This is a genomic window from Streptomyces sp. adm13(2018) (assembly GCF_008042145.1).
Lineage (GTDB): Bacteria > Actinomycetota > Actinomycetes > Streptomycetales > Streptomycetaceae > Streptomyces.
Window position 1 is genome coordinate 13,477 of sequence record NZ_RDBH01000119.1, and the last position, 4,132, is coordinate 17,608.

3 protein-coding genes and 1 tRNA gene are annotated in these 4,132 nt (G+C 71.2%); 1 reads left to right on the plus strand and 3 read right to left on the minus strand.

The genetic code is table 11. The features are described 5' to 3' along the window. Window positions 1-180: 180 nt before the first annotated feature. Window positions 181-1,299 carry an ABC transporter substrate-binding protein gene (locus tag EAO70_RS15445; protein WP_187283899.1) on the minus strand — a complete coding sequence of 373 codons (1,119 nt, stop codon included), beginning with the start codon at window positions 1,297-1,299 and terminating at the stop codon, window positions 181-183. A 308-nt stretch (window positions 1,300-1,607) separates the two neighbouring features. On the opposite strand from EAO70_RS15445, the gene EAO70_RS15450 reads away from it, so the two are divergent. After that, the gene (locus EAO70_RS15450) at window positions 1,608-2,357 is read left to right on the plus strand and encodes a GntR family transcriptional regulator (protein ID WP_148003563.1); all 750 of its coding nucleotides are present in this window, start codon (window positions 1,608-1,610) and stop codon (window positions 2,355-2,357) included. Window positions 2,358-2,442: 85 nt separating this feature from the next. On the opposite strand, the gene EAO70_RS15455 is transcribed toward EAO70_RS15450, so the two are convergent. Together EAO70_RS15455 and EAO70_RS15460 are read right to left on the minus strand one after the other, a co-directional pair. Next, window positions 2,443-2,527, minus strand: a tRNA-Leu gene (locus EAO70_RS15455). A gap of 164 nt (window positions 2,528-2,691) precedes the next feature. Further along, window positions 2,692-4,132 (minus strand): SulP family inorganic anion transporter (locus tag EAO70_RS15460; protein WP_261992877.1); only part of this gene is annotated, 1,441 nt, incomplete at its 5' end.

Sequence of the window (4,132 nt, forward strand, 5' to 3'; positions counted from 1 at the left end):
GCCTCCTCCACCCCCACCGGGGGACCCGCCGGCGGCGGGTGCCGCCGGCGGGTCCCCCGGTGGGGGTGGAGGAGGCGGCGGACATCAGGAGACGGCGCCTCCTCCACCCCCACCGGGGGACCCGCCGGCGGCGGGTGCCGCCGGCGGGTCCCCCGGTGGGGGTGGAGGAGGCGGCGGACATCAGGAGACGGCCTTGTCCCACTTCTCGGCGAGGGTGGCCTTGGCCTTGTCGAGCTCGGCGGAGGCCGGGAAGGCGGGGGCTCCGGTGACCGCGGGCAGCTTGGCGACGAAGGTCTTGTCGGCGGTGCCGTCGGCGGTCATGGCCGGGAGCAGCACCGGGCGGGCGTAGCCCTTGAGCCAGAGGTTCTGGCCCTCGACGCTGTAGAGGTACTCCATCCACAGGCGGGCGGCCGCGGGGTGCGGGGCGTCCTTGTTGACGGCCTGCGAGTAGAACTGGGCGTAGACGCCGTCGGTGGGCACGGCCACCTGCCAGTCGACGCCCTTGTCCTTGAACTGGTCGGCGTAGCCGGCGTTCAGGTAGTCCCAGTCGATGCTGATGGGGGTCTCGCCCTTCTCGACCGTGGCCGGGGTGGACTCGACGGGGATGAAGTTGCCGCTCTGCTTGAGCTTGCCGAAGAAGTCGATGCCGGGCTGGATGTCGGCGAAGGAGCCCTTGTTGGCGAGGGCGGCCGCGTAGACGCCGCCGAAGGCGGAGCCGGACTTGGTCGGGTTGCCGTTGAGCGCGACCTTGCCCTTGTACTCGGGCTTGAGCAGGTCGGCGAAGGTCTTGGGGCAGTTCGGGACGCGCTTGGCGTCGCAGCCGATGGAGACGTAGCCGCCGTAGTCGTTGTACCAGCGGCCGGCCTCGTCCTTCTGGGCGGCGGGGATCTTGTCCCAGGCCTCGACCTTGTAGGGGGCGAAGAGTCCTTCGTCGGCGCCGCTGCGGGCGAAGGCGATGCCGAGGTCCAGGACGTCGGGGGCGCGCTTCTGGCCCTTGCGGGACTTGACGGCGGCGATCTCGTCGGCGCTCGCGGCGTCCGGGTTCTCGCTCTCGATCTTGATGCCGTACCTGGTCTCGAAGGTCCTGATGAGTTCGCCGTAGTTGGCCCAGTCCGGCGGCAGCGCGATGACGTGGAGGGCGCCCTCCTTCTTGGCCGCCGCGACGAGGGCGTCCATGCCGCCGAAGTCCTTGGCGGAGGTCGCGGTGGCCGCCTTGGCACCGTCGCCCTCGGCTCCGGCCGCACCCTCGGGTGCGGCGCCGCAGGCGGTGACGGTGGTCAGGACGGCGGCGCCGAGCAGCACGGCGGCACCGCGGAGAGGGGTTCTGCGCACGGGTCTTCTCCCAGAAGCGAGTGAGGGAACTTGTCTGAACAAGCCGCCCTCAGTTCGCCCGTGCCCCCTGTCCGCGAAGTGAACGGGGCATGGCCGGATCCTGGCGCCTCACGGAAGAGCGGGATGCGGTGAACAGCAGGTGAATGCGGTGGACTTGAGAGGAGCGGGCGTCTCGCGAACGGACCGTCCGGTCGGGTTAGGCTGACCCCGGGGCAGCACACGCCGTGACCGACTGTGCGCAGTCGCACGGGAGAACGCGAGAGAAGGGGGATGCCGTGACGGCGCTCTACGTGGAGATCGCGGAGGGACTCCGCCGCTCGATCCTCAGCGGTGAGTACGCGGTCGGGGCCCGGCTGCCGTCCGAGAGCGACCTGGCTGCCCGCTGGACCGCGTCGCGCGGTACGGTGCGCCAGGCCGTCGCCCTGCTCACCTCCGAGGGCCTCATCGGCTCCCGCCAGGGGGCCCGCCGCATCGTCCTGCGGCGGGAGCGCCGGCACAGCTTCGCCGAGCTCCACAGCTTCGCCCAGTGGGCCCGTGTCATGGGCTACCGGGCCACCAGCCGCTTCCTGCACCGGGAGCGGCGTCCGGCCAGCCCCGAGGAGGCCCGCCGGCTGGTCCTGCCGGAGGGCGGCGGAGTCCTGGACGTGCTGCGACTGCGGCTCCTGGACGACGAGCCCGTGATGGTGGAGCGTACGGCGTACGCGGGCTGGGTCGCGCCCGTGGTCGAGGCGCTGCCCGCCGACTGCGCCTCGATCATGGACAGCATGGCGGCCGGAGCGGGGATCGTCGCCCACTACGGCGAGCACCTCATCGACGCCGTCCCGGCCGGCAGCGACGACGCCCGGCTCCTCGGCGTCCGCAGGGGAAGCCCGCTGCTGCGCCAGCGGCACCTCACCAGCAACCCGGACGGTCGCCCGATCGAATGGACCGACGACCGCTACCGCGCGGGCAGCGTGACGTTCAACGTGAGCAACTCGGTGGGCACGGCACCGCTGGTGCGGGACCCGGGCTCGCTGCTGAGGTGAGGCCCGGCGGCCCTCCAGGGGGCCGAAAACGACGACGTGGTGGCCGGGAGCGATCCCGGCCACCACGTCGCACGGCGAACCGTCGTGTCCGAGGGGGGACTTGAACCCCCACGCCCGATAAAGGGCACTAGCACCTCAAGCTAGCGCGTCTGCCATTCCGCCACCCGGACAAGGTGCGCGTCGCGGTGAGTGGTGATCACTCGCGGCGACAGGATGAATATATCAGGGCTCTGACCTGCGCTTCACCTCCTTTTGCGGTCCGCTTCCGGTCCGCTTCCGGTCCGCTTCCGGGACGACGGTGGGGCCCGGCCGGGGCGACCCGCGCCCCTCTTCCTCAGCCGCCGGCGAGTTCTCCGCTCAGCCTGCCGTGCAGCGCGGCGCTGGGGTCGTTGAGGCCGGTGATCTCCACCGTCTTTCCGCGCTGCGCGTACTTCGCCTCGATCGCGTCGAGGACGGCGACGGACGAGGCGTCCCAGACGTGGGCCGCCGAGAGGTCGATGACGACCCGGTCGGGGTCCGTGGCGTACGCGAACCGGCCCACGAGTTCGTTGGCCGAAGCGAAGAACAGCGCGCCCGTCACCCGGTAGACGACGGTCGTGCCGTCGGGATCGGTCACGGCGGTCACCTCGGCGTGGTGGGCCACCCGCCTCGCGAAGATCAGCGCGGCGGTGACCGAGCCCGCGACCACACCGACGGCGAGGTTGTGCGTGGCGACCACGCACACCACGGTGATCACCATCACGGCGACCTCACCGGCGGGCATGCGCCGGAGGGTCGCGGGGGCGATCGAGTGCCAGTCGAAGGTCGCGAAGCAGACCATGATCATGACGGCGACGAGCGCGGCCATGGGGATGTCGGAGACGAGCGGCCCGAAGACGATGCAGAGCACCATCAGGAACGCCCCCGCGAGGAACGTCGACAGCCGGGTCCGGGCACCGGACACCTTCACGTTGATCATCGTCTGGCCGATCATGGCGCAGCCGCCCATGCCGCCGAAGAAGCCGGTGACGATGTTGGCGATGCCCTGGCCGACGGACTCGCGGGTCTTGTCCGAGCGGGTGTCGGTGATGTCGTCGACGAGCCGGGCGGTCATCAGGGACTCCATCAGACCGACGAGCGCCATCGCGAAGGCGTACGGCGCGATCGTCGTCAACGTGTCCGCGGTGAACGGCACGTCGGGCAGACCGGGCGTCGGCAGCGCGGACGGCAGCTCGCCCTTGTCCCCCACCGTGGGGACGGCGATCCCGGCGCCCACGGTCACGACGGTGAGGACCACGATGGAGACCAGCGGCGCCGGGACCACCGTGGTGATCCTGGGGAGGAACACCAGCAGGAGCAGTCCGGCCGCCAGGAGCGGATAGACCGCCCAGGGGACGTCCGTCAGCTCGGACATCTGCGTGATGAAGATCAGGACGGCCAGCGCGTTCACGAATCCGACCATCACGGAGCGGGGGATGAACCGCATCAGCTTCGCCACCCCGAGCGCGCCGAGCACCACCTGGAAGACGCCGGCCAGGATCACGGCGGCGACCAGGTACCCGAAGCCGTGCTCACGGTTGAGCGGGGCGATGACGAGCGCGACGGCGCCGGTCGCGGCGGAGATCATCGCCCGTCGTCCGCCGACGACCGCGATGGTCACGGCCATGGTGAAGGAGGCGAAGAGGCCGATGGCGGGGTCGACCCCGGCGATGATCGAGAAGGAGATCGCCTCGGGGATCAGCGCGAGGGCGACGACCAGGCCGGCCAGCACCTCGGTGCGCCACACCGCGGGGTCG